Below are 22,829 nucleotides of genomic sequence, written 5' to 3' on the forward strand. Positions count from 1 at the left end.
CCATGATCGAGCCGCCGCGCGACACGATGCCGGTCAGGCGTTTGGCGGTCATCGGCACGTAACGCAGCAGCACGCCGGCGTGGATGGTGAAATAGTCGACGCCCTGCTCGGCCTGCTCGATCAGCGTGTCGCGGAACAGCTCCCAGGTCAGGTCTTCGGCGACGCCATTGACTTTTTCCAGCGCCTGATAAATCGGCACGGTGCCAATCGGCACTGGCGAGTTGCGGATGATCCACTCGCGGGTTTCGTGAATGTGTTTACCGGTGGACAAGTCCATCACGGTGTCCGAACCCCAGCGAATGCCCCAGGTCAGTTTCGCCACTTCTTCTTCGATCGAAGAACCCAGCGCGCTGTTGCCGATGTTGCCGTTGATCTTCACCAGGAAGTTACGGCCGATGATCATCGGTTCCAGTTCGACGTGGTTGATGTTGGCCGGAATGATTGCGCGGCCACGGGCGATTTCTTCGCGGACGAATTCGGCAGTGATTTCTTTCGGGATACTCGCGCCGAAACTGTGCCCGGCGTGTTGTTGCGTCAACAGGCCGGCAGCGCGGGCCTCTTGCAGTTTCATGTTTTCGCGGATGGCGACGTATTCCATCTCGGCGGTGATGATGCCTTTACGGGCGTAGTGCATCTGGCTGACGTTGGCCCCGGCCTTGGCGCGGCGCGGGTTGTTGACGTGGGCGAAACGCAGTTTGGTCAGCTCGGCATCGGCCAGACGTTGTTGGCCAAAGTTCGAACTCAGACCTGGCAGGCGCTCGGTGTCGCCACGGTCGTCGATCCACGCCGAACGCACATCGCCCAGACCTTTGCGCACATCGATCACTACGTTCGGATCGGTGTACGGGCCGGAGGTGTCGTAAACGGTGACCGGTGCGTTGATTTCACCGCCGAAATCGGTCGGTGTCACGTCGAGGCTGATTTCGCGCATCGGCACGCGGATGTCCGGGCGCGAGCCCTGAACGTAGACTTTTTGCGAACGGGTGAACGGCTTGACCGATTGCTCGTCGACCTTGGCCGAGTCACTCAGGTTGATCGCGTTTTTTGATTTTGTAGTCATCACGGGCTCTCCAGACAGCATCCAGGCAGTGGATTGTCGGAGCAGAACCTGAAAGGCACGGACGCACCAGGACTGGTGCTGTGCATCGTCGTCGAGCGTTCGAATGTCGAACAATTTCCCGGACGAAGCACAAGAGGACTCGCCGGGTGACGAGAAATCTTGTTCCCTACGCAGGCGCTAACCTGATCAGGTTCAACGGGATCCGAAATTATTCGATCTCAGCCTCATAGCAAGGCACCCCGACAAGAACCCGGCCAGTCTAGACACAACTGGCAAAGAACGCCAACACCGCGGCATACACCATGATGAATGGCGCAAATACAGGGGCTTGGCCGATTGTTGTGAACCGATTGCGCAACTACACTCGCTTTGCCCTGCCGCGCCTTGACGCTACAGGGGCCGCGCCGTAGCCTTGGCGCGCACATTATTTCCATAATATTAATGCTAGGGATCGCCTCATGCTGCGCAAACTCTCACTGGCTATTGCCGTGTCTTGTGCGTCCAACGCAATGGCCTGGGCAGCAGAAGCGCCCTTGTCGACCAAAACCGATCTGGTCAGCGTTTACCAAGAAGCGGTCGACAACAACGCCGATCTGGCCGCCGCCCGCGCCCAGTACGGCGCACAGAAAGAAGTGGTGCCACAGGCCCGCGCGGGTTTGCTGCCGAACCTGTCCGGCGGCGCCGAAACCGCCAACGTGCGCACCTCGATTGATCAGCCTTCAGCCATCGCCAACCGCAGCGCGCATTCGTATCAGGCGACCCTCGCCCAACCGTTGTTCCGCGCCGATCGCTGGTTCCAGTACCAGGCCGCGAAGGACGTCAACGAGCAAGCCGCACTGCAACTCTCGGCAACCGAGCAGAACCTGATCCTGCAATCGGCGGAAAGCTATTTCAACGTGCTGCGCAGTCAGGACAACCTGGCCTCGACCAAGGCCGAAGAAGCCGCGTTCAAGCGTCAGCTCGACCAGTCCAACGAGCGTTTCGATGTCGGCCTGTCGGACAAGACCGACGTGCTGCAATCGCAAGCCAGTTACGACACCGCACGGGCCAACCGCATCGTTGCGCAGCGTCAGGTCGATGATGCGTTTGAAGCGCTGATCACCCTGACCAACCGTCAGTACAACTCGATTCAGGGCATCGTTCACTCGCTGCCGATCCTGCCGCCGGCGCCGAACGATGCTAAATCGTGGGTCGATACAGCGGCACGCCAGAACCTGAATTTGCTGGCCAGTAACTACGCCGTCAGCTCGGCGGAAGAGACGTTGAAGCAGCGCAAGGCCGGTCACTTGCCGACCCTCGATGCTGTGGCCAAATACGAAAAAGGTGACAACGACGCCCTCGGTTTCGCCAACCCGAACTCGTTCGGTGCGCCTTACGGTGGCAACGTTGAACAGACCACCGTCGGCCTGCAACTGAGCGTGCCGATTTACAGCGGCGGGCTGACCAGTTCACAAGTGCGTCAGTCGTATGCGCAGCTGGATCAGAGCGAACAACAGCGCGAATCGCTGCGTCGACAGATCGTCGAAAACACCCGCAATCTGCACCGCGCGGTGAACACCGACGTCGAGCAGGTACAGGCGCGCAAGCAATCGATCATCTCCAACCAGAGCGCGGTGGAAGCCACGGAAATCGGTTATCAGGTCGGTACGCGCAACATCGTTGACGTGCTCGATGCGCAGCGTCAGCTGTACACCTCGGTGCGCAACTACAACAACACGCGGTATGACTACATCCTCGACAACCTGCGCTTGAAACAGGCGGCGGGGACGTTGAACCCGGGGGATCTGGAAGATCTGCGACGCTATCTGAAAGCCGACTACAACCCGGACAAGGATTTCCTGCCGCCGGATCTGGCCAAGGCTGCGGAAGAGCAACTCAAGGCCCGCCCATAAACAATCTGGAATGAATCCCCTGTGGCGAGGGGATTTATCCCCGTTCGGCTGCGCAGCAGTCGCATTACAGGTGAACACGGTTTTCCCGAATCACCGCGGTGAATGGTTTTGGGGCTGCTTCGCAACCCAACGGGGATAAATCCCCTCGCCACAGTAATATTCCAAGCGACTATTTGATCAGCCGCGCCAAACCATCCAGCAAACGCTGCAACGCGCCCTGATTGCGGCGCATTACCGCCAGCCCGGCGTCGGCCATGCGTTGCGCATCACGCGGCAACTCGAACAAGCGCTGCACTTCCACCGCCAGCCCTTCGGCATCCTCCACTTCTGCCAACGCCCCGGCCTCACGCAACTGCGCGGCGATGTCGAGGAAGTTGAACAGGTGCGGGCCGCTCAGCACCGGTTTCGCCAAGGCTGCTGGCTCCAGCAAATTATGCCCGCCGTTCGCCACCAGACTGCCACCGACAAACGCGCTGTCGGCCAAGGCATACAGAAACAGCAACTCGCCCATGGTGTCGCCGAGCAGTACAGAAGTCTGCGCATCGACATTGGCCCCGGTCGAACGTCGCACCGTGGCAAAACCTTCACGCTGACACAGCTCGAACACCGAGTTGAAACGCTCAGGATGACGCGGCACCAGAATCAGCAACGCGTCCGGGTGATTGGCCAGCAAACGACGATGGGCGTCGAGCACCACTTCGTCCTCGCCTTCGTGAGTGCTGGCGGCGATCCACACCGGACGCTCTTGCGCCTGCCATTGCCCGCGCAGTTCAGCGGCGCGTTGCAGCAGTGCGGGGTCGATGGTCAGGTCGAATTTGATCGAGCCCGTCACCTCGACCGTTTCCGGACGCGCACCCAGATCACGGAAGCGCTGCGCTTCTGCCTCCGTCTGAATGGCGAAAAAACTCATCTCGGCGAGCATCGGCGCCGTCAGTTTGCGGAACCGCCCATAACCGCGCGCCGAACGCTCGGACAAGCGTCCGTTGGCCAACGCCACCGGAATCCCGCGTTTGGCGCACTGATGAATGTGGTTGGGCCACAACTCGGTTTCCATGATCACCGCGAGCTTCGGTTTGGCGCGATCAAGAAACCGCGCCGCCGCACACGGCAAGTCATACGGCAGGTAGCAGTGCTGGATGCGCGGCTCGTTGGCGAACAGCGCTTGAATCCGTTCCGAACCGGTCGGGGTCATGCAGGTTACGGTGATCGGCAGCTGTGGATAACGTTGCAGCAGAGCGCGGATCATCGGCGCGGCAGCGATGCTCTCGCCCACCGACACCGCGTGCACCCAGATGCCGCCGGGTTGCAGCGTCGGCATGCCGTAGGAGAAACGTTCGCCAATCCGCTTGGCATACGCCGGCGCCTTGCGCGCCCGCAGCCACAGCCGAATCGCCACCAAAGGCAGCCCCAGGTAAAACAGCGCGGTGTACAGAGTTCTATTCATGGCGGCGGAGTTTATCGACTTTTGTCGCCGATCGCCCGCAAGTGCACGGCAAAACGCTCCGCCAGCCAACGCGCCGCCGGGCCGAGCGGCTCGTCACGGCGCCAGACCAGTTCCACCACCAGCGCCGGCGGTGTCCATTCGCTGTCGAGTTCGACCATCAAACCTTGATACGCCGAGTACTGCACGACGTGGCGTGGCAGCCACGCCCAGCCGAGATCGCGCACCAGCCATTCGGCCATCACGTAGTAGCTGTCGGCGCGCCACACCTGCGGGCTGGCCGGTTCGTTGCCGGGGTAGACACTGGTTTGGGTCGACATCAACAGTTGTCGATGCTGCGCCATCTGCTGACATGTGACGTAGCTCTGCGTCGCCAACGGATGATTGATCCCGCAGACGGTGACCATTTCAACGCTGCCAAGAACTCGACGCTCCAGCGCTTCGGGGATTTCGTCGTGATAGAACAGCAGGCCGAGGTCAGCGCGACGCTCTTCCAGTTTGCGCGCGACCTCACCTTGGGCGGCGCTGGTCAGTTGCACTTCGAGGCTGGGGAATTGCTCGGCCAGTGCGCCGAAACTTTCCACCAATGCCTGATAAGGCATCGCTTCATCCTGCGCCACGCGCAACTGCGCTTCCTGACCGCGCATCATTGCCATCGCCCGACCGTTGAGACGCTCGCACTGGCGCAGCACTTCCCGCGCCTCTTCGAGCAACGCCTCCCCCACTTCGGTAAGGGTCGGCTGGCGACCGCTACTACGCTCGAACAGGCTGACACCGAGGTCGTCTTCGAGCATGGCGATGGCGCTGCTGATCGCCGACTGCGCCTTGCGCTGCTGCCGCGCCACGGCTGAAAACGAGCGCTGCTCGGCGACACTGACGAACACCCGAAGTTGATCCAGATTCCACTGCATGCTGACTCACCAACCCATCTTCAGAACAGATAGGTAATGACTTTACCCCATCTGGTGAACCTCTAAAATGCCGGCTCAGTAAAGCAACGTTTCACCTTGAGGATTTGAACCATGAACGCCTACGCCTACCTGGCCATTGCCATCTGCGCCGAAGTGATCGCCACCGTGTCGATGAAAGCCGTCAAAGGCTTCAGCACGCCGCTGCCGCTGGTGCTGGTCATCGTCGGTTACGGCATCGCGTTCTGGATGCTGACGCTGGTGGTGCGCACGGTGCCAGTCGGCGTGGCTTACGCGGTGTGGGCCGGGATGGGGATTGTGATGGTCAGCGTCGCGGCGCTGTTTATTTATGGGCAGAAACTGGATATCCCGGCGATGCTCGGGATGGCGCTAATCGTGCTGGGCGTCGTCGTCATTCAGCTGTTCTCGAAAACCGCCGGCCACTAATCGGCAAACACCTATCCCTGTAGGAGCAGAGCTTGCTCGCGAAGGCGTCGTGTCAGGCAAAAAATTCATCCCAGACACACCGCTTTCGCGAGCAAGCTTGGCTCCTACAGGTTTTGCATTCGTCGCATTGATCATCGACAAATCCCGCGCTTTGCCGAGTCTGTATACTGCGCCCTCGTCTTGAACACCTGAGGTCGTTGCATGCCATCCGTTATTTCCACCGACGTTCTGATTGTCGGCGCTGGTGTCGCCGGCCTCTGGCTGAATGCGCGTCTGCGCCGTCAGGGTTTTTCGACCGTGCTGGTGGAAAGCGCCAGCCTCGGTGGCGGGCAGACTGTGAAGTCCCAAGGCATCATCCATGGCGGCGCCAAATACGCGCTGCACGGTGCGCTGACCGGCGCTTCGGAAGCCATCGCCGACATGCCGCGCCGCTGGCGTGAAGCGCTGGCCGGCGACGGCGAGCTGGATCTTTCCGGCGTGCGCCTGCTCTCCGAAGCTCACTATCTGTGGTCGCCCGGCACCCTCGCCGGCAACCTCACCAGTTTCTTCGCCAGTAAAGCCGTGCGTGGCCGCGTTGATCAGGTCAAGGGCGAGCAACTGCCGCCGGCCCTGCAAGACAAACGCTTCAAGGGCAAGGTCTACCGCCTCGCCGAACTGGTGGTGGATGTGCCGAGTCTGGTGCAGCGTCTCGCCGATCTGGCCGGTGATGGCCTGCTCGCCGGACAAACCATCGAACCGCTGCTGGAAGCGGGCGTGCTGGTTGGCCTGAAAGTCGATGGCCGCGAAATCCGTGCGCAACGCATCGTGCTCAGCGCCGGCGCCGGTACTGCGCAATTGCTTGAAGACCTCGGCCTGAGCCAACCGGCCATGCAACGTCGACCGCTGCACATGATCATCGCCAAAGGCCCGGGCCTGAAGCCGCTGTACGCGCACTGCCTGGGCGGCGGCACCAAACCGCGCATCACCGTGACCACCCATCCTGCCGCTGACGGTCAGTGGGTCTGGTACATGGGCGGCGACATCGCCGAAAGCGAAGGCGTACACCGTGAGCCCGCCGAGCAGATCGCCACAGCACAAAAAGAGATCGCGCAGTTGCTGCCGTGGATCGACCTCAGCACCACGCAATGGACGTCCTTGCGCGTTGACCGTGCCGAGCCATTGCAAACCGGGCTGACCCGCCCGGACAACGCCTTCCTCGCCGAACAAGGTCGTCTGCTGGTCGGCTGGCCGACCAAACTGGCGCTGGCGCCGGACTTCGCTGATCGCGTGATCGCTGCACTTGAGCGCGACGGCATTCAGCCCCACGCCAGCGAACCGTTACCGGCCCTGCCGAAACCACCGATGGGCGTTCCCGCCTGGGAGCAATTGCTGCCATGAGCCTTCCGAGCCTGCACGACTTCCACCGCCCGCTGGGCAGCACCGGCCTGACGGTTTCGCCGCTGGGTCTGGGCACGGTCAAACTCGGCCGCGACCAAGGCGTGAAATACCCCAACGGTTTTCAGATTCCCGGCGACGACGAAGCGCGGATGTTGCTGCGCCAGGCGCGCGAACTGGGTATCAACCTGATCGACACCGCCCCCGCTTATGGTCGCAGCGAAGAACGCCTCGGCCCGCTACTGCGCGATCAGCGTCAGGACTGGGTGATTGTCAGCAAAGTCGGTGAAGAATTTGCCGATGGCCTGTCGCACCACGACTTCAGCGCTGCGCATACACGCATGTCGGTTGAACGCAGTCTGCAACGTCTTGAAACCGATTTTATCGATCTGGTTCTGGTGCATTCCGACGGCAACGATATGGCGATCCTTCAGCACGAAGAGGTTTACGCAACCCTCGCCGCGCTCAAGGCCGAAGGCAAGATTCGCGGCTTCGGCTTCTCCGGCAAGACTGTCGAGGGCGGCTTGAAAGCGTTGGAGCAAGGGGACTGCGCGATGGTCACCTACAATCTGAACGAACAGAGCGAGAAAGCAGTCATTGACTATGCTGCTGCCCACGGCAAAGCCATTCTGGTGAAAAAGGCGCTGGCCAGCGGTCACGTTTGCCTGAGCCCGGGAGTCGATCCGGTGCGCGCCAGCTTCGAGTTGTTGTTTGCCCAGCCGGGCGTAGCCAGTGCTATTGTCGGAACGATCAATCCGCTGCACCTCGCCCACAACGTTGCGACCGTAGCCCAAGTCCTTCGTGGTCACTGACGCCGCCCCGCGGCATTAAGCAGGAGCCGACATGCCGCGCACGCTCATCAGAAAGAACCCGAGCAACTTCAAAACCCTGCCACTGTTCGTCGAAGCCACGCCTGAAGGCCTGACCTATCAGAGCGTCGGCATGCCGCTGAATTTTTCCCAGACCCTGCAACGGCGCAAACCGGTGAGCGTGGCGGACGCCGAGCGGTTTTCGCTGGAACTGGCCAACCTCGGTGTGTCGGTGCGCCTGACCCTGCATTGGCAGAATCGCGATTACTGGGTGCTGGTGCGTCAACGGCGGCAGGATCGTGGCGACGTGGTGCTGAAACTGATTTCCGGTTATGTGCCGGCGCACGAACTGAACATTCCGCTGCACACGGCGATTCAGGAAATTGCTGAAGAGTGTTTGCTGGAAACCCCGGAAGGCTGGCTCGGCGGCCGATTCAACGATACGTGGCTGCCGGCGCCCTACTCGTCTGCCCTGCATTATCGTGAAGCGTTGCCCTTTCGTTTGTCGCCGCTGTCGGGTTCAGCGCGTCCGGTGCGCTGCGCCAATCTGCAATTGCAGGAACGGCCACGGGCTTATGTGCATTTGCCGACGGCGTCGCTGCAATTGATTTACGACCTGCGTCTGGACGTGCCCAAGGAAGCCAAATCCTTGAGCCTGTTTCATGTCGATGAGCGACTGGAAGGCGATCAACTGGTGGCGCGGCTGGATCGCAAGCGGCCCGATTTGTACCTGATGCCGTTGCAGGACGGTCAGCCGTTGCCGGAGTTGTACACCCTGAAAAAGGATCAACTGTACCCGGCGAGTACTCGCGGTTTATATCTGGCGGAAAGCTTTGCCCGTCAGGAGGGCTGGCTGGTGCGCGATGAGCGGATTCGTTGGAAGGACTGGTTGCGTCAACAAGGTCTGACGCCACCGGAGAAGACGACTGGCCTCGCGCGATTACGCGGCAAGGCCAAGCAATTGCTGAAGAAAATCGTACCGCGCAAAGCGATTTGAAGGTTTCACCATAACCTTGTGGCGAGGGGATTTATCCCCGTTGGGTGGCGAAGCCGCCCCAAAACCTGTGACCGCGGTGATTGAGATTTATCGCGGTGACTGGTTTTACGACTGCTACGCAGCCGAACGGGGATAAATCCCCTCGCCACAATTGCCCTTCATCAGGACTTGCGGATTTTTTCCACAATCGCCGTGGTCGAGCTGTTTTCCACCAGCCCCAGCACTTTCACCGTGCCGCCGTAAGCAGTCACGATATCCGCGCCGACCACCTGCTCGATGCCGTAATCCCCACCCTTGACCAACACATCCGGCTTGACCTCACGCAGCAGGTTTTCCGGCGTGCCTTCAGGGAAGCTGATCACCCAGTCCACCGCGCCCAGACCGGCAAGAACCGCCATACGACGGTCGACGCTATTGATCGGACGGCCCGGGCCTTTCAGACGGCTGACCGAGGCGTCATCGTTGATCGCCACGATCAGGCGATCACCTTGGGCGCGCGCCTGTTCCAGATAGGTCACGTGGCCGGCATGCAGAATGTCGAAGCAGCCATTGGTGAAGACGATCCGCTCGTTGTGCGCACGGGCATCGTCAACCGCCAGCAGCAGTTGCTCCAGACCCAGCACGCCACGCTCCGAACCTTCTTCACGCTGAATCGCACGACGCAATTCCGGGGCGCTGATCGCCGCCGTACCCAATTTGCCAACGACGATGCCGGCGGCCAGGTTGGCCAGGGCCACCGCGTGAGGCAGTTCTTCGCCGGCCGCGATCGCTGCCGCCAACGTCGAAATCACGGTATCGCCAGCGCCGGTGACGTCGAACACTTCACGGGCACGTGCCGGCAAGTGCAGCGCCGGATGATCCGGGCGCAACAGAGTCATGCCGTGCTCGCCGCGGGTCACCAGCAGCGCGCCGAGCTCGAGGTCGTGCATCAGGGTCGCGCCCTTGCTCACCAGCTCGTGCTCATCGGCGCAACCGCCGACGATGGTTTCGAACTCGCTGAGGTTCGGCGTGATCAGGCTGGCGCCACGGTAGATCGAGAAATCCTTGCCCTTCGGATCGGCCAGCACCGGAATGCCTTTGGCACGCGCGGCCTGGATCAGCACCTGATGGTTTTTCAACGCGCCTTTGCCGTAGTCCGACAGCACCAGCACCTTGATGCCTTCGAGCAAGTCTTCGACCTGCGAGGCCAAGGCCAGTGCATCAGTGGCAAACGGTTCTTCAAAGTCGATACGCAGCAATTGCTGGTGCCGGCTCATGACCCGCAGTTTGACGATGGTCGGCTGATGCGCGATGCGCTGGAACAGGGCACGAACGCCCGCACCTTTGAGACTGTTGCTCAGGCTGTCGGCAGCTTCGTCATCGCCGGTCACACCGACCAGCGACGCCGGCGCACCCAGCGCGGCAATGTTCAAGGCAACGTTGGCAGCGCCGCCCGGACGGTCTTCGATTTGCTCGACTTTAACGACCGGCACCGGCGCCTCAGGGGAAATCCGTGAGGTACCACCATGCCAGTAACGGTCGAGCATGACATCGCCGACCACCAAGACAGGGGCTTGATCGAATCGCGGCATGGACAACTTCATGGAGCAACCCACATACAAAATGAACAGGGGCGCGATATTAACACAGGGTTGGCGCCGGCTTGCGCGCAGGCTGCAACAGGATGAAACAGGTGGGTTTTCTGCTCATTTTTTGAGCAGCAACGCCGCCAACTGCTGACAGGCTTCGGGCAGTTCAAGGGCTTCAGTGTCGATTCGGCATTCCGCACTCAGCGGGGGCTCGTAGGGACTGTCGACGCCGGTGAAGTTGCTGATCCGGCCTTCGCGAACCGCTTGATACAACCCCTTCGGATCGCGCCGCGCACAGACCTGCAACGAGGTGCTGACATGCACCTCGATAAAATCCTCCGGGGCAAACAGTCGGCGTGCCGCCTCACGCTCGGCGCGGAACGGCGAGATGGCCGCGACGATCACGATCAGCCCGGCATCGACCATCAGCCGCGCCACTTCGGCCATACGCCGAATGTTCTCGCGGCGACAGCCATCGCCCATGCCCAGATCGCGACACAGGCCACTGCGCACATTGTCGCCATCGAGCAAAAACGTGTGCAGGCCAAACTGATGCAGATACAGCTCCAGCGCATTGGCCAGCGTCGACTTGCCTGCACCGGAAAACCCGGTCAGCCACAGGCAACGCGGACGCTGCCCCTTGATCATGGCGCGGGCCTGATGCGACAGCGCCAGACCATAAGGGCGAATGGCTGGCGCCGGCAGCGACAGGGATTCATTCATAACCGAGTAACTCGTAGTCACGCTGATAAACCCGTTTCACCAGTCGCCGGGTGCGCGTGGTGCAAAACTCGCGTGCGGGCATTGGCTGACGTTGCCGGGAGCTGTTGACGTGGGGCAACTGACTGGCCAGACCCAACTGCTCGCAGACCAACTGAAAGTCGCGCTGCAGATGTTCCTGATAGCCGATGAAATCCAGCGCCAGATGGCCCAGCGAGTCGGTGAGGAAATCGGTTTGCGCAGCGAAGTGTAATTGCCGGGGAATGTTCTCGGGATGCAGCCAGCGCAAGACAAAATCGTCGAAATCCCGGTACTGCCTGACCAGTTGCTGCGCGGCCTGATCGCGGCCACTCAGTTCATTACCGCGCAGAAAAGCGAAAGCCGAGTACGCGCGCTCCAGCGGGTCGCGCACGAAGGCAAACTTCCACGCCGTGGCGAACTGTTGCGGAAACTGCTCCTGATACCAGTACAACGGCAGATGCCCCGGGCGCCAGCCGTCGAACATCGCTTCGCAGACACTGCTGCCGGCGCACTTGGGCACATGAATGAATAAACAGGAGTGCTGCTGGAAAACCTTTGGAAACGCCACGCTGGCCGACATCGACTTGTTCACGACCTGCCGATCAACCACCGACAAGCGCCCCAGCAGGAAGGCCCGCTGCGGTTTGGGCAGCAGTTTCCACAGATAGCGTTGCAACATGAGAGTACCCGCGCGACGGGGATGTCCCCCTCGATAGATGTAAGAGTTCGTTGAGGAACCTTAACAAGCGCGGTGCCCGGTTTTATGCCGGTTTGGTCAAGAAGGGTAAAGGTCTGGATACAAACAACGTCCCACAACTGCAATGCACTTTCCCTGTAGGAGCTGCCGCAGGCTGCGATCTTTTGATCTTGCTTCTAGAAAAACAGATCAAAAGATCGCAGCCTGCGGCAGCTCCTACCGGGCAGCGTGAACATTATCAGGCGATGTCTTCAGCCGGGGCATCGAGGCCCATGGCGTTCAGACGCGCGTAGTAACCGTTCTGCGCCAGCAATTCATCGTGGGTGCCGCGCTCAACGATACGGCCCTGATCCATGACCAGAATCAGGTCAGCCTTCTCGATGGTCGACAGACGGTGCGCGATCACCAGCGTGGTGCGGCCCTTCATCACTTGATCGAGTGCCGCCTGAATGTGCCGTTCCGATTCAGTGTCGAGGGCCGAGGTGGCCTCGTCGAGAATCAACAGCGGCGCGTTCTTGAGCAACGCACGGGCAATCGCCAGACGCTGACGCTGACCACCGGAAAGCAGCACGCCGTTCTCGCCAACCTGAGTGTCGAGGCCTTCAGGCAGTTGCGCGATGAAGTCCATCGCGTAGGCATCACGCGCGGCTTTCTCGATGTCTTCACGCGGCGCGCCGGCCAGATCGCCATAGGCGATGTTGTTGGCCACGGTGTCGCTGAACAGGGTTACGTGCTGAGTCACCTGAGCGATATGGCGACGCAGATTCAACAATTTGTAGTTTTCGACTTCCACACCGTCGATGAGGATTTCGCCCTTGTCGTGGTGATAGAAGCGCGGAATCAGGTTGGCCAGCGTCGACTTGCCGCTGCCGGAGCGACCAACCAGCGCAACCATCTGCCCCGGCTCAACGCTGAAGCTGATGTTGTCGAGCACCTGACGCTCGGTGTCCGGGTAGGTGAAGCTCAGGTTGCGCACGTCCAGACGACCGGTGACCGCATCGCGCTCAACCGTGCCAGTGTCGACTTCAGGCGCAACATCCAGCTGTTCGAAAATGCTTTCCGCACCGGCCACACCTTTCTGGATGGTCGAGCTGACTTCGGACAATTGGCGAATCGGCTTCGGCAGCAGGCCGGCCAGGGTGATGTAGGCGACCATGTCACCGGCCGAAGCGTCACCGCGCAGGTACAGCACGAGGAACATCAGTACGGCCATGGCGCTGTAGATCACCAGTTGCAGCATCGGCGTGTAGATCGCACCGGTGCGGGTCATGCGCAGCTGTTTGTCGGTGTTGCTCTGGCTGGCCTTGAGGAAGCGCTTCTCTTCGTAGACTTCGCCGCCGAAGCTGCGCACCACGCGATAACCCTGAATGGTTTCCGACGCCACGTGGGTGACGTCGCCCATGGCCAGCTGGATTTTCTTGCTCTGTTTGCGGAATTTCTTGCTCGCGGTGCGCACCATCACGGCGATCAGCGGCAGGATCGCGACCATCACCAGCGTCAGCTTCCAGTTCATGAACAGCAGGGAGGCGAACAGGAAGATCACCGTCATGCCTTCACGGATTACGACCTTGATCGCATCCGTTGCCGCCCCCGTGACCATGGTCACGTTAAAGGTGATGCGGGAAATCAGATGACCGGAGTTATGCTTGTCGAAGTAGCGGTTCGGCAGCACCAGCAGGTTGTTGAACAACTGCACGCGCAAGTCATGCACCAGGCCTAAGGAAACCTTGGCCAGAAAATAGTTGCCCAGATAAGATCCCAGCCCCTGCCACGCAGCGATCAGGATGATCAGCAACGGTACGGCCTGCAGCAGTTGCAGGTCACGCAGGTAAGGCACGGTCGGGAACAGCACGGCTTCCGGGTTCGACAGACCGTCGACGAAATACTTGAGAATGTAACCAAGCATCGGCTGGGTCGAAGCGAAAATCAGAAAACCGACGATGCTGATCAGAAACAGACTGATGTACGGCCGAACATAGCCGAGCAGGCGGAAGTAGATTTTCAAGCTCGAGGGGCTTGCGGCAGGACTGGAGTCGGTCATATCACGCGAAGAGTCGATAAATAAGGACGCCGACTTTAACACAGCTTCTTCGGGGTTCTGGCAATCGGCGAAAGGCTGTTATTGTTAGGCACCGTTTTCAGCATCAAATAGCCATCACCCGAATGGTCGATCAACTTCTTCAGGATTGAATCTCTCAGCATGCAACTTCGCGGCTTCAGCAGTACGTCCAATCGAGTCTTCGACTTCATTAGCCTGTGGATACTTCCCGTCGGCTATTTCCTGCTCCTGTGCGCGCTGTTCTTTTTGCCGGGCCGAAGTCTGCATCACAAGCTGTTTTACGGCTTGTTCAGCATTCCAACGCTGATCGCCCTGTGCCTGCGCCCGCGCGAACTAAAAGAGCTGCTGCGCGAACCGATTTTTGTCGCACTGCTGGTGTTTGTCGCCTGGGCATTGCTCAGCCTCAGTTGGGGGCCGCGCGAAGAAGGCCTCGCCGGGATGTTCAAACCGTCATTGCACACCTTGCTGCTGTTTGCCGGCACCTATCTGCTGGTGCGTTATCGCAGTGAGATCCTGCAACCTCTGCTGTTCGGCGCCGCGTTAGTGGCGTTGGTCGCAACGACGTGGTTTCTGTTCAGATTCGCCCATATTTACCAACCGGGCATACGTCTGATCGGCGGCGGCGCTTTCGACAACCCACTGCTCAGCTCGCACCTGTTCGGTTTCTTCAGCGCCTATTGGCTGAGCGTGACCATGACCTGCAAACGCCGCCAGATGATGTGGCTGAGTGTGCCGGCGATGGCAATCATGTTCATGGCGGTGATCGGCACCGGTTCCAGAACGCCGCTTGTGGCGCTGACCATGGCCGCGTTGTGGCTGTGCTTCATTTGCTGGAACCGCCGCTCGGTGGGCTTGTTGATCGGCCTGGCCCTTAGCGGCGTGACGGTCGCCGTCCTGTTTGCACAAATGATCATCGAACGTGGCGATTCGTATCGACTGGAAATCTGGAAACAAGTACTGCACATGATTGCCGACCATCCCTGGATCGGACATGGTTACAGCGCCACGTTGTCCGTCGACCCCGGCGTCGGCATCAACTTCCAGGAGCCACATAGCTTTGTCCTGGGCGTGCTGTATTACGTCGGCATTGTCGGTCTGGTGCCGTGGCTGTTCTTTATTTTCCGCGGCCTGCTGAGCAGTTGGCGTCAGCGCGTACAACCGCTGTTGATCGTCGCCTCGACACTGCTGATCTTTGGCATCGGCGCCGGGCTGACCGAAGGCGGCGGGATCATTTCGCGGCCCAAGGAACACTGGTTCCTGCTGTGGATCCCGTTGGCACTGATCGCGGCACTGAGCATCAATCAACGTGCGCGGCGACTGCTGACCCTGCCGGTGCAAAAACTCTCTGCGACTGACCTGCAGCAGATGAGCCTTGACGCTCAGGTCATCGAAGAAGACGGCCTCGGCCCGAAAGTCCTGCGCCTGACCGATGGCAGCTTCCTCAAGCTGTTCCGCCGTCGCCGCTGGTACACCTCGGGCAATTTCAATCCGTATTCCGAGCGCTTTGCCGTCAACAGCGAGCAGTTGCGCCTGATGGGCATTCCTACCCCGCAAGTGCTCAATCTTTATCGCCTCGACGATGGCAGCAGCGCCGTGCACTACGCCCCCCTGCCCGGCCATACGCTGCGTCAGGTATTGCAGAGCATTACCGCACCGGCCGTTCGTCAGGCGCTGGTCGAGCGTTTTGGCAAGTTCATGGCGCAATTGCACGAGAAAGGCGTGTATTTCCGCTCTCTGCACTTGGGCAACGTGTTGGTGCTGGAGGACGGCGAGTTCGGCTTGATTGATCTGGCTGACCTGCGCGTTTACCCTAGCCCGCTCAGTCTGGCCCTGCGCCAGCGAAATTTGCGCCATATGCAGCGCTATACCGTCGACAAACGCTGGTTGTTCGAAGACCACTTCGAAGCATTACTCCAGGGCTACGCCGTGATGGCGTCGCAATCTGCGGTGGATAATCTGCACAGGCAAGTGCTGGCCGGCAACACTGCGGCCCGAGTTCATTGATGATCGAAACCAACCCCCTCATTGCGCTGGCAGCCTATCTGCTAGCCATCGTGTCCGCCGCGCTTTTGTTGCGCGTCGTACCGAAAATCGCCCGCCACCTGCAGCATTCCGGTGAAAGCCGCTATGCCAGCATCGATGGCCTGCGCGGCTACCTGGCGTTTGGTGTGTTCGTGCACCACGCCGTCATTACCTGGATCTTTCTGCGCACTGGCGAGTTTGGCTTTCCGCCGAGCAACTTCTACTCGATGATCGGCCAGGGCAGCGTTGCGCTGTTTTTCATGATCACCGGCTTCCTGTTCTGGAACCGTCTGCTGACCCAAGGGCGTCAGCACGATTGGCTGGCCTTCGGCATTTCACGGGTGTTTCGCCTGTATCCGCTGTACCTGCCGCTGATGTTGATCGTCTTCGTCACCGTGTTCCATTTGCAGAACTGGGAACTGAAAGAGCCTGGCAGCGCCCTGTTCAAACAGATTCTGGCGTGGCTGACCTTCGACCGTCCGGACATCAACCAATACCCGCAAACCGGCATGCTGATCTCCAACGTCACCTGGACGCTGGCCTATGAAGTGTTTTTCTATCTGGCGCTGCCACTGGCCGGGATGGTGTTCATCTATCGCGGCAGTTGGATACAAGTGGTGCTGTGCCTGATCGGCATTTACGCGCTGTATCAAGTGGTCGGCTGGGAGCACTCGCTGAAGAAACACTTCCTCGCCAGTTTTCTCGGTGGCATCGCCGCGGCGTACTGGATTCGCAAGCCTGCGCTAGTGGCCTGGAGCCGCACACGTCTGGCGGGCGTGATTGCCGTGTTGGCGCTGGTGATTGCCTTCACCGCGTTCAACCGTGCGTTCAAGACCGGGCCGCTGTTCCTGCTGTCATTGTTTTTCGTGATCGTGGCGTCGGGCAACAGCCTGTTCGGTGCGCTCAAGCCACGCAGCATCCGCTGGCTCGGTGAAATCAGCTACAGCACTTATCTGCTGCACGGTTTTGTGTTGTGGCTGATGGTGCAGCGTCTGCCGCTGCTGCTGAATCTGGATGCGCGGGAGGCGGATGTCTATCTGCCGCTGATCGCGATCTGCACCTGCCTGCTGATTCTGATCAGCAGCCTGAGCTTTCTGTACATCGAGTTGCCGGGCATGGCCGCCGGCAAGAAGGTGCTGCAGTGGATTCGCTCGCGCCAGAAAGGCGATAAGCCGCTCTCGGAGAAAGTCGCCCGCTAAGCGCGGGCGACCGCTGTTTCAGCCCTTTTCCTGCGGCGAAAACAGCAAGCGCCCAAGACCGCGCCAAGTCTTCTTGTTCCACGCCTTGAACGGGATCTGCTTCAGCAGCTCCCACGCCAGCTTGCGATTGCGGTTGGCGGTTTTCAGGAACATCGAATTCAGCGACTTGTAGCGCACTTCGTCGTACAGCGGATGATCGCTGAACAACGCATAGATGCGCAGAATGCTTTCGATCATGAAGCGGTGATTCTTATACGAGTTGGTCGCGTGCTTGCGATAGCGCGCCATCACCACGTTCAAGCCATCGATGAAATAACCGGCGCGGGTCACCTTCAGTTCGATGTAGAGGTCTTCGAGGCGAATCGTCGGGTCGAAGCCACCGACCTTGTCCAGCGCTTCGCGGCGGATCATCAGGGTCGGTGCTGGCGGATAAGGCTTGCGCTCAAGGAACATGTCGTCGAAATCCAGACGACGGAACGGCACATCGCGACGCTGACGCTTTTCCGGGTAGAGGTTGCCGTCGGCGTCCATCAATTCGATGTTGCCGGCGCAAATCCCCACTTCCGGCTTGCCGTCCATGTACGCCACCTGAATCGCGATGCGCTCCGGGTACATGATGTCGTCGGAGCCGAATGGCACGATCAAGCTACCCTTGGCCCGCGCGATGGCGCCATTGAGCGTATTGGTCAGGCCCTGATTCTGTTGCACACGGAAATCGAAACCGTACTGTGCCTGCAAGGCAGTGATGCGCTCGACGCTGTCGTCCTTCGAGCCGTCATCAACCACCAGCAATTCGATGTTCTGGTAGGTCTGATTGATGACACTGAGGATGCTCTCCTCGATGTACGGGCCGTGGTTGTACGAGGCGATGATCACGGTGACGAGGGCGTTCGCTTCGCTCATGGCTTCTTGTTCGCTCAAGGCTGTTTGCTCGCCCATGGCTTTCTGCTCGCTCATGGCTGCTCCTTGCGTGCCTGTTCCAGGCCAGAGTCGATCAGATTGAGGTACTCCTGACGGAACACCTCGATGTCATGTTGTTCCTGCAGATAGCGGTAGGCTTGCTCGCCCTTGGCCTTGAGTTCGTCGTCGGACAGCGCGAGGTACTGATCCAGCGCCGCGACAATACTCGGCACATCCTTGGGCGTAATCGCCAGACCGCCAGCGCCTTCGATCAGCGGCACCATCGCCGGCACGTTCGAGGCGATCACCGGCAAATGTCCGCTCATGCCTTCCAGCAAGGCCAGACCCAAACCTTCGGCCAGCGACGGCATCGTCCAGATATCAAACGCGCGCACGTATTGCAGCGCGTTTTCCTTGAAACCCAGCAAGTGCGCGCGACCCTTCAAACCCAGTTGCTCGATCTCGGCAGCCAGCGGCGCTTGCAGGCGCCCGGCGCCAATGATCGCCAACTGCGTGTTCGGGTATTTGTCTTTCAGCGCGGCAAAAGCCTGCAACAGATAAGTGTGACCCTTGACCGAAACCAGCCGCCCCAACGCGCCGATCAGGCGCACATTCGGGTCGATGCCGAGCAGCTCACGCGCCTTTTCGCGGCTGTGCTGCAAACCTTCGGCCTGTTCGATGTCGATGGCGTTGGTGATCGCGTAAGTATTCTGGTCGGTGAAGCCGCAATCGCAGTCCAGCAGGTACTGTTTAACCGCCGGCGAGACACCGACGAAGCGCCAGTGCCGATCAATCAGTCGCTGCGTTTGACGACGACGATAGAAGCGGTCGTACTCGCCAAAACCGTGGGAGATGCCAATGCACAACGGTACCTTCAACCAGCGGTTCAGGGTGAGCATCATGTTCACCGGTTTAAAGCGGTTGCAGATGACCACGTCGAACTTCTCGCGGCGGCAGAACTTGTACAGCGCCCACATTGCACGCAGGCGCATGCCTTTGAGGGACTTATCGGAAAACTCGAAATATACCGAGTGATCCGCACGACTGACCGGCTCACCGGGCGCGGGTTTGCCGCGCAGAAACGCAGCGGTGATCTCATAACGATCCGACGGCAGCGCCTTGACGATCTGCTCGGCAAGGTCAGCGAAATCATGGGCTTTGACGTTGTAGTCAGGCTGCAGTTGCAGCACCTTCGACCGTTGACTCATAACTCTCCCCGATTGACGCCTGATTCACCCGGTTTCAGCAGCCACAGCAATTCCTGGCGTCTGACCGCTTTTCGAAAAAATTCGTTTTCGCCATACACCGACGGCGCGCGACCGGCCAGCAAACGCTGGATCACGCGGCGCAAACGGCGTTTGAACGGCGCTGGCGGCTGCAAGTCATGCATCATGCCCAGCGCCATGGCTTTGTCGCGTTGCTGTTCGATAGTCAGTGGCAGGCACAGCGGCTGCATCGGTGCGGCGCCATCGAACGCCGGCGGCAGCGCGATGCCCTCACCGGCATTGCCCATCGGCCAGCGATCATTGTCGTGCAAATGGTTGGCGTAGCCGAGCAGGGTTGGCTGCCAGTCCAGAGTGTTCAGCACTTGCAGCACGGCTTGCTGGCTGCACAGATGATCAGGATGCGGATCAAGCGTCGGATGCGGCAGGACGATCACGTCCGGACGTGCGCGCAGCAGCACTTCGCGCAGGTCGGCCAGCAGATTGTTCCAGGTCGGCGCGCCATCGACATCGCTCGACAAGCTGAACGGGTTCAACTGGCGGAACAGGCGGGTATCGCTCAGATCGGCTTCGCGTGAAGCAATCGCCTGATTCGGCGCTGCCTGCATCGCTGCCAGTTGCAGACAGAAGTAACCGAGTTGCACGCAGTTTTCCGCCGGCACACCGGCCCAGCGCGGCACGGCGAGGCTGTCCCAGGCGCGCAATCGACCCTTGAGCCGGGCGGCTTCGACCTTGTTCAGGCCCATCTGCTGATAATGCTCGGCTTCGATTTCGCCGGCGGTCAGGGTGACGATCCAGGCTTCATCGGCCTGGCTGTACAATCCGTAAGCCGCGAGTTCGGCGTCGTCGGCGTGCGGTGCGATGACCATCACCCGCGAACGGCGGTAATCGGTTTGCTCCAACGCCCACAAAACCGGTTCACCGGAGACGCGACAGAAGCGCCCGCGCAAACGCAGCACACTTTGCGACAAGGCTTGCGCCTGACCGCTGAGGTTCAGATAGCGCAGACCGTTGACGCCTCGCTCGAAGGTTTGCGCGTCAGGATTTGTACCGCCCACCAGTTCGATGCGCGGATCGAAGAAGCGGCCCAGCCACGTGCTTTTGACCTGCACCGCGAGAATCAGCGTGGCGTCATCCATCACCATCACGCCGTCATCCAGACGCAATTGCTCGCCGTTCAGATGCACTTTCGGCTGTGGCGTAAACGGTGGAAAGCTGTACTGGTAATCGTCTTTCGGCGAATAAAACAGGTGATCGGCGAACCACGCCTCATGGGCGACCCAGCCGATCACCGCGAGCAGCAACGGCAACCACCAGGCGACCAGCACACCGATCGCAATCAATACGATCAACGCAATCAGCAGGCCGATACGTTTGTTGCGCCGGTGGCGCTTGAGCAGTTGCTGTTTGCGGCTCATGGGCGGGCTCATACGGTGAACACCGGCACAGGATTGCACCAGCGATCCTTGTATTCACGGTCGGCGCGACCGAAGGAAAAGCGCAACGGCTTGTTCAGCGCGCGCGCATGTTCCCAGGCGCTTTGCGTATTGAGGAAGCTCAACACGCTGCCGGGACTGAATTCACGGGTTTCTGGGTCGACGCCGCCGTTGATGTATTCAACGCTGATCCACTCCGGCGCTTCGACGCGGTACACCAATTGAATGGCAATCGGCGCCTCGTTGAGGAAGATCACCGAACCGATCAGCAACTCACGCAACAGCTCGATCACATCGGCCATGCGCGCCGCGCCGGTAGCGGGGAAACCCCAGCGGCGCTGAAACAGATCGCAGTAGATCGCCGCCAGCTCAACGCTGGAGAAGTCGCTGACCGGACGTACCACGCCGCCCGCCTCTTCCAGCAGACGCAATTCGCGGCGCTGGTTGTAGCGAAACTTCTTCGACAATTCTTCCGGGGTGCGGGACATGGCCAGTTGTTCGGTCTGCAACTTCATGCCGCTGAAACGGCTTTCGTTGAGCGCCGACAAGTAGCGTGCACGATGGCGCAGCGGGGCTTGGGCATCGACGGCGGCCGGCAGGATCAGCTCGGCGTTACCGAGGTCGAACAGGCCTTTCTTGCCGTTGCGCTTGAGCACGTCCTTGGACAGCGCGAGATCGCGGCCCCAGGTCGGGATCGCCGCTTTGATTTCGCCTTGCTGCTCCCAGGCCAGATAGCGCACCGGGATGCCGGCCAGATCGGCCAGACGCTCAACCACCAGCGGATGCGTGGCGACACTGCCGCCAAAACGCTGCCAGGTGGTTGCATAGGTCGAGGCGTCAACGGGCGACCAGCCACGTTCGCGCCAGCCTTGGAATCGGTTGAGCATCAGCCCCTCGGTGCCAGATCGATAACTTGCGGCAGACGCCAGAAGGTGTCGCGCACCGCACGGTCGGAGAATTGCTCACGCAGACGTTCGAGCATCATCTCGGCGCACTGATGGCGCTGTTGATCATCCATGCCGGCCAAATGTTGCAAGCCCTGGGCAAGGCGCTCGGCATCCCCCAGCGGGAACAGAATGCCCACGCCTTCGACCACTTCCTTCGCCCCGCCACACGCAGTGGCCAGCAACGGCACGCCGGCGGCCATGGCCTCCAGCAGCACCATGCCGAACGGTTCGTGATCGGAGCTCAGCGCGAAAACATTGAAGGCGCGGAAGAAATTGCGTGCGTCCGGCACCTGACCGAGGAACAGCACGCGATCGCCGATACCCAGCTCGCGCGCCAGCTCCTTGAGATCCTGTTCCAGGCGGCCCTTGCCGAGAATCACCAGTTGGCTGTTATCGGGCAACCCCGGCAGCGCGGCGGCGAAACCTTGCAGCAATGTCGCCTGATCCTTGTCCGGGTGCAGTCGACCAACGTTGCCGACAATCCACGCATCCGCCGCCAGACCCAAGGTCTCGCGGGCTTCGCGGGCAGACACCTGAGCAAATTGCAGCGCAGGCAGATCGATACGGTTGTACAGCGTCTGAATCCGCGCTTGCGGCCACTTCGGCAGGCAACGACGCATGTCGTCGCGCACCGCATCGGACACACCGAGCAGGCTCAGACGTTTACGGAAAATGTGCGCGAACAGCTTGCGCGTACGGCGTTGGTAATCACCAAACGCGTGATGCACGCCAATCACCGGCAGCGACGTGCCGAGCAAGGCGATGTAGATCGGCTTGAAACGATGGGCGATGCAGAAACTGAAATTGCGTGAAGCGGCGATCTTGCGCAGATCGCCGATGGCGCCCAGCTTCAGGCCACGAATGGCCTTGGAGCTGTATTCCATGAACAACACTTCATCGGAGGCACACGCTGCGGCCACCTCGCTATCGGCGGCCCCGGTCAGAAAGACCGTGGTCACCCGATAACCGGTGCCCGCGAACAGGCTGGCGTACTGCCGTGCGCAGTCGAGGAACGGCCCGTCATAGCCGTGACAGAACTGCAACACATGGCGTTCAGCCGAGAGAGTCATAAGCGTTTGCGCCCTCTTTGACCACCAGAATGTCTTACA

Annotated in this window: 19 protein-coding genes and 1 riboswitch; of the genes, 7 read left to right on the plus strand and 12 right to left on the minus strand. The window is 60.3% G+C overall.

Translation table 11 applies throughout. The features are described from left to right. A partial coding sequence (locus tag ACIP1X_RS17800; protein WP_400753945.1) for a phosphomethylpyrimidine synthase ThiC occupies positions 1-1,060 on the minus strand: 1,060 nt, incomplete at its 3' end. A gap of 146 nt (positions 1,061-1,206) precedes the next feature. Beyond that, positions 1,207-1,312, minus strand: a riboswitch (TPP riboswitch). A 206-nt stretch (positions 1,313-1,518) separates the two neighbouring features. On the opposite strand from ACIP1X_RS17800, the gene ACIP1X_RS17805 reads away from it, so the two are divergent. Then, positions 1,519-2,952 (plus strand): TolC family outer membrane protein, encoded by a 1,434-nt coding sequence (locus tag ACIP1X_RS17805; RefSeq protein WP_053116739.1) that lies wholly within the window; start codon positions 1,519-1,521, stop codon positions 2,950-2,952. Between the two features lie 169 nt (positions 2,953-3,121). On the opposite strand, the gene waaA is transcribed toward ACIP1X_RS17805, so the two are convergent. Together waaA and ACIP1X_RS17815 are read right to left on the minus strand one after the other, a co-directional pair. After that, on the minus strand, positions 3,122-4,396 hold the full coding sequence (gene waaA / locus ACIP1X_RS17810) for a lipid IV(A) 3-deoxy-D-manno-octulosonic acid transferase (protein WP_400753947.1): 1,275 nt from the start codon (positions 4,394-4,396) through the stop codon (positions 3,122-3,124). Positions 4,397-4,407: 11 nt separating this feature from the next. Then, positions 4,408-5,304 (minus strand): LysR family transcriptional regulator, encoded by an 897-nt coding sequence (locus ACIP1X_RS17815; RefSeq protein WP_400753950.1) that lies wholly within the window; start codon positions 5,302-5,304, stop codon positions 4,408-4,410. Between the two features lie 111 nt (positions 5,305-5,415). Between ACIP1X_RS17815 and ACIP1X_RS17820 the strand changes: the two genes are divergently transcribed. From ACIP1X_RS17820 to ACIP1X_RS17835, 4 genes are all read left to right on the plus strand, one after another. After that, complete coding sequence (locus ACIP1X_RS17820) at positions 5,416-5,748, plus strand: multidrug efflux SMR transporter (protein WP_159811697.1); 333 nt, start codon at positions 5,416-5,418, stop codon at positions 5,746-5,748. Positions 5,749-5,949: 201 nt separating this feature from the next. Next, a complete protein-coding gene (locus tag ACIP1X_RS17825) occupies positions 5,950-7,125 on the plus strand; it encodes an NAD(P)/FAD-dependent oxidoreductase (RefSeq protein WP_400753953.1) in 1,176 nt (391 codons plus the stop codon). After that, entirely contained in the window at positions 7,122-7,934 is an 813-nt protein-coding gene (locus ACIP1X_RS17830) for an aldo/keto reductase (protein ID WP_053116734.1), read from the plus strand. The genes ACIP1X_RS17825 and ACIP1X_RS17830 overlap by 4 nt, the downstream gene beginning before the upstream one ends. Before the next feature lie 31 nt (positions 7,935-7,965). Next, positions 7,966-8,928, plus strand: a complete 963-nt coding sequence (locus ACIP1X_RS17835) for a metal ABC transporter ATPase (RefSeq protein ID WP_282356077.1) — start codon at positions 7,966-7,968, stop codon at positions 8,926-8,928. A 161-nt stretch (positions 8,929-9,089) separates the two neighbouring features. Here the strand turns inward: ACIP1X_RS17835 and hldE are convergent, their stop codons facing one another. The 4 genes from hldE to msbA all read right to left on the minus strand — a co-directional run bounded on the left by hldE (position 9,090) and on the right by msbA (position 13,975). Continuing rightward, complete coding sequence (hldE, locus tag ACIP1X_RS17840) at positions 9,090-10,511, minus strand: bifunctional D-glycero-beta-D-manno-heptose-7-phosphate kinase/D-glycero-beta-D-manno-heptose 1-phosphate adenylyltransferase HldE (RefSeq protein WP_008079264.1); 1,422 nt, start codon at positions 10,509-10,511, stop codon at positions 9,090-9,092. A 102-nt stretch (positions 10,512-10,613) separates the two neighbouring features. Beyond that, entirely contained in the window at positions 10,614-11,219 is a 606-nt protein-coding gene (cysC, locus tag ACIP1X_RS17845) for an adenylyl-sulfate kinase (protein ID WP_400753956.1), read from the minus strand. Next, positions 11,212-11,916, minus strand: coding sequence for a sulfotransferase family 2 domain-containing protein (locus ACIP1X_RS17850; RefSeq protein WP_400753959.1), 705 nt, complete (start codon positions 11,914-11,916; stop codon positions 11,212-11,214). Before ACIP1X_RS17850 ends, cysC begins: the two co-directional genes overlap by 8 nt. 256 nt (positions 11,917-12,172) lie before the next feature. After that, positions 12,173-13,975, minus strand: coding sequence for a lipid A export permease/ATP-binding protein MsbA (gene msbA, locus ACIP1X_RS17855; RefSeq protein WP_159811690.1), 1,803 nt, complete (start codon positions 13,973-13,975; stop codon positions 12,173-12,175). Positions 13,976-14,134: 159 nt separating this feature from the next. Here msbA and ACIP1X_RS17860 point away from each other — a divergent pair, with 159 nt between their 5' ends. Beyond that, positions 14,135-15,997 (plus strand): O-antigen ligase family protein, encoded by a 1,863-nt coding sequence (locus ACIP1X_RS17860; protein ID WP_400753962.1) that lies wholly within the window; start codon positions 14,135-14,137, stop codon positions 15,995-15,997. After that, positions 15,997-17,214 carry an acyltransferase gene (locus ACIP1X_RS17865; protein ID WP_212544880.1) on the plus strand — a complete coding sequence of 406 codons (1,218 nt, stop codon included), beginning with the start codon at positions 15,997-15,999 and terminating at the stop codon, positions 17,212-17,214. Before ACIP1X_RS17860 ends, ACIP1X_RS17865 begins: the two co-directional genes overlap by 1 nt. Before the next feature lie 18 nt (positions 17,215-17,232). On the opposite strand, the gene ACIP1X_RS17870 is transcribed toward ACIP1X_RS17865, so the two are convergent. The 5 genes from ACIP1X_RS17870 to ACIP1X_RS17890 are packed head-to-tail and all read right to left on the minus strand — an operon-like array spanning position 17,233 to position 22,790. Beyond that, positions 17,233-18,117 carry a glycosyltransferase gene (locus ACIP1X_RS17870; protein WP_159811711.1) on the minus strand — a complete coding sequence of 295 codons (885 nt, stop codon included), beginning with the start codon at positions 18,115-18,117 and terminating at the stop codon, positions 17,233-17,235. Positions 18,118-18,167: 50 nt separating this feature from the next. Then, positions 18,168-19,322 carry a glycosyltransferase family 4 protein gene (locus ACIP1X_RS17875; RefSeq protein ID WP_400753964.1) on the minus strand — a complete coding sequence of 385 codons (1,155 nt, stop codon included), beginning with the start codon at positions 19,320-19,322 and terminating at the stop codon, positions 18,168-18,170. Further along, on the minus strand, positions 19,319-20,755 hold the full coding sequence (locus tag ACIP1X_RS17880; RefSeq protein ID WP_400753967.1) for a PIG-L family deacetylase: 1,437 nt from the start codon (positions 20,753-20,755) through the stop codon (positions 19,319-19,321). Before ACIP1X_RS17880 ends, ACIP1X_RS17875 begins: the two co-directional genes overlap by 4 nt. 8 nt (positions 20,756-20,763) lie before the next feature. Then, positions 20,764-21,660 carry an antimicrobial resistance protein Mig-14 gene (locus ACIP1X_RS17885; RefSeq protein WP_400753971.1) on the minus strand — a complete coding sequence of 299 codons (897 nt, stop codon included), beginning with the start codon at positions 21,658-21,660 and terminating at the stop codon, positions 20,764-20,766. Then, positions 21,660-22,790 (minus strand): glycosyltransferase, encoded by a 1,131-nt coding sequence (locus ACIP1X_RS17890; protein WP_400753974.1) that lies wholly within the window; start codon positions 22,788-22,790, stop codon positions 21,660-21,662. The genes ACIP1X_RS17885 and ACIP1X_RS17890 overlap by 1 nt, the downstream gene beginning before the upstream one ends. Between the last annotated feature and the right edge of the window lie 39 nt (positions 22,791-22,829).

It is taken from the genome of Pseudomonas sp. NPDC088885, assembly GCF_044750025.1.
In the GTDB taxonomy this organism is placed as follows: Bacteria; Pseudomonadota; Gammaproteobacteria; order Pseudomonadales; family Pseudomonadaceae; genus Aquipseudomonas; species Aquipseudomonas rustica.

Excerpts from the sequence above, each read along its gene's own strand:
- ACIP1X_RS17805 (WP_053116739.1), top strand. The coding sequence starts at position 1,519 with ATGCTGCGCAAACTCTCACTGGCTATTGCCGTGTCTTGTGCGTCCAAC.
- waaA (WP_400753947.1), bottom strand. The coding sequence starts at position 4,396 with ATGAATAGAACTCTGTACACCGCGCTGTTTTACCTGGGGCTGCCTTTG.
- ACIP1X_RS17815 (WP_400753950.1), bottom strand. The coding sequence starts at position 5,304 with ATGCAGTGGAATCTGGATCAACTTCGGGTGTTCGTCAGTGTCGCCGAG.
- ACIP1X_RS17820 (WP_159811697.1), top strand. The coding sequence starts at position 5,416 with ATGAACGCCTACGCCTACCTGGCCATTGCCATCTGCGCCGAAGTGATC.
- ACIP1X_RS17825 (WP_400753953.1), top strand. The coding sequence starts at position 5,950 with ATGCCATCCGTTATTTCCACCGACGTTCTGATTGTCGGCGCTGGTGTC.
- ACIP1X_RS17830 (WP_053116734.1), top strand. The coding sequence starts at position 7,122 with ATGAGCCTTCCGAGCCTGCACGACTTCCACCGCCCGCTGGGCAGCACC.
- ACIP1X_RS17835 (WP_282356077.1), top strand. The coding sequence starts at position 7,966 with ATGCCGCGCACGCTCATCAGAAAGAACCCGAGCAACTTCAAAACCCTG.
- hldE (WP_008079264.1), bottom strand. The coding sequence starts at position 10,511 with ATGAAGTTGTCCATGCCGCGATTCGATCAAGCCCCTGTCTTGGTGGTC.
- cysC (WP_400753956.1), bottom strand. The coding sequence starts at position 11,219 with ATGAATGAATCCCTGTCGCTGCCGGCGCCAGCCATTCGCCCTTATGGT.
- ACIP1X_RS17850 (WP_400753959.1), bottom strand. The coding sequence starts at position 11,916 with ATGTTGCAACGCTATCTGTGGAAACTGCTGCCCAAACCGCAGCGGGCC.
- msbA (WP_159811690.1), bottom strand. The coding sequence starts at position 13,975 with ATGACCGACTCCAGTCCTGCCGCAAGCCCCTCGAGCTTGAAAATCTAC.
- ACIP1X_RS17860 (WP_400753962.1), top strand. The coding sequence starts at position 14,135 with ATGCAACTTCGCGGCTTCAGCAGTACGTCCAATCGAGTCTTCGACTTC.
- ACIP1X_RS17865 (WP_212544880.1), top strand. The coding sequence starts at position 15,997 with ATGATCGAAACCAACCCCCTCATTGCGCTGGCAGCCTATCTGCTAGCC.
- ACIP1X_RS17870 (WP_159811711.1), bottom strand. The coding sequence starts at position 18,117 with ATGAGCGAAGCGAACGCCCTCGTCACCGTGATCATCGCCTCGTACAAC.
- ACIP1X_RS17875 (WP_400753964.1), bottom strand. The coding sequence starts at position 19,322 with ATGAGTCAACGGTCGAAGGTGCTGCAACTGCAGCCTGACTACAACGTC.
- ACIP1X_RS17880 (WP_400753967.1), bottom strand. The coding sequence starts at position 20,755 with ATGAGCCGCAAACAGCAACTGCTCAAGCGCCACCGGCGCAACAAACGT.
- ACIP1X_RS17885 (WP_400753971.1), bottom strand. The coding sequence starts at position 21,660 with ATGCTCAACCGATTCCAAGGCTGGCGCGAACGTGGCTGGTCGCCCGTT.
- ACIP1X_RS17890 (WP_400753974.1), bottom strand. The coding sequence starts at position 22,790 with ATGACTCTCTCGGCTGAACGCCATGTGTTGCAGTTCTGTCACGGCTAT.